At 33.1% G+C, this 1,742-nt stretch carries 3 protein-coding genes; all 3 read right to left on the reverse strand.

From position 1 onward, the window contains the following. Positions 1-780, reverse strand: a 780-nt coding sequence (locus tag AB3X49_RS22465; protein WP_367964837.1) for an MBL fold metallo-hydrolase, incomplete at its 3' end; no start/stop codon positions are given. Positions 781-934: 154 nt separating this feature from the next. Continuing rightward, a complete protein-coding gene (locus AB3X49_RS22470; RefSeq protein WP_002084476.1) occupies positions 935-1,210 on the reverse strand; it encodes a hypothetical protein in 276 nt (91 codons plus the stop codon). A 147-nt stretch (positions 1,211-1,357) separates the two neighbouring features. Next, positions 1,358-1,570, reverse strand: coding sequence for a hypothetical protein (locus tag AB3X49_RS22475; protein WP_016091781.1), 213 nt, complete (start codon positions 1,568-1,570; stop codon positions 1,358-1,360). Positions 1,571-1,742 lie beyond the last annotated feature (172 nt).

Here is a 1,742-nt window from a genome sequence, read left to right on the forward strand (position 1 = left end):
GTCTATTAATTCTAAAATCTGGATTTTCGTTCCAATTGAACCATGTCCTGGAATTGCCATCTCAACATCCATATCGCTAACCTTTTCCAAAATGCGAATCCAATTCTCAGGATTCGATTCTTCAAAAAATGTTGGATGGCAATCAACAAATAATAAATCACCCATGAATATTACTTTCTCTTCTGGAATATAGAGAACTGCATCACAAAATGAATGTCCACCACCTAATGTGAAAAGCTGTGCACTACGTTCAATTCCATGAAACGTTATTGCATCACAAAATGTTTTTTGAGGTAAAACTAATTTCAAAGTTGGTAATGAAACTTCCAATTCGCTTAGAAAGTTTATTTGATGTTTTAACTTAGGGTCATTGTTTTGATTTATTTGATCTTTTAAAGAATGAATATAATTTCTTAGACCTTGTATATCATTTTTCTGCTTATTGATTCTCGATGGATGAATATCCTTCATTTTTTCATATGTAACTTGACTTGAAATAATATTACTTTCCTTAAATGCTTGGTTACCTCGAATATGATCTCCATGCCAATGACTATTTACAACCCATGTCACGGGTCGATTGGTTATTTTTTCTGCAATATATTTTAAATCTTGAGCAGCTTGTTGTGTGTTAAATGTATCAAAAACTATTGTTTTATCTCCTAAATCAATAAAGCCTGCATTTGCTACGGCACCACTGCCTTCTCTTGCTATTGCAACGTATATCCCTTCACTAACTTTTTCAAGACTAAAATGTTTGCTGAAAAATTCCTTATCCATTTTCCTCTCTCCTTGATTCTCGTTTCAACAAAATATTCCGACATTAAAGGAGGGATTCCTTTGAAGGGGTATCGCCCATCACCATCAAGTTAAAATTTTATAATGCCCCCAAAAAAAGAAACGAACAAAAATGTTCGTTTCTTTTTCATGGTATTTAATGCTCAAGAAAACTTATAACCGCATAAGTATATAGAACGACTAGAGCAAAGGCACATATTCCCATAATTATAATCGCTAGTGCGCTTTTCTCTTGTCTAAACCCTATAATTCCAAGAATAAATGCACTCCACATTGTTACCTTAAGCATTGTAGAAAGGTTGGGAATTGAATATCCACTCAACCAGGTAGAGAAACTTACAATTACGGAAAAAGAGAACAAAGTTAGAACAATAGATAATATATTAATGTGCTTCCCATACTTCAGTTGCATTTCGCTACCCCCTTTTCTTTTCATTAGTGAATAATAGGTAGATGACTATATTTTTATTTTATTCTAAACTTTCTTGAAAATCTACAACAAAAAGAAGAGGTTGTCCCAAAAGTCGCTGAATAGTTACTTTTAGGCAACCTCTTTTCTTTATTTTTTACTTTCCTCTAGTTTAGAGATACTTGCTTCTTTTTCAGGTAACGTATCAACAAAATCTTTTTGAGCTTTCAATAGGTCAGATTGTTGTATCCAAGCCATAAGATCATCTAAAGATTTACGGGCTTCTTTTACATCGCCAGTAATATCATTCATGTTCAGCTTATTAAATGTAGCTAAAAATTCTTGTTGAATCTCACCTTGCAATGCATTGCTTTGTTAATTCTTTATTTTCATCACTTTTTGCCTTTTGAACATTATTCATAGCTTTCCCGATTTCATGTTTATCAAAAGCATCTTGCGCTTTCTTTAAATTTTTCAAGTTCTTCACGTTCACGCGGAGACAATTTTTCTAGTAGGGGTACCACCCCATCACCAT

Source organism: Bacillus sp. C30 (genome assembly GCF_040838255.1).
In the GTDB taxonomy this organism is placed as follows: domain Bacteria; phylum Bacillota; class Bacilli; order Bacillales; family Bacillaceae_G; genus Bacillus_A; species Bacillus_A mycoides.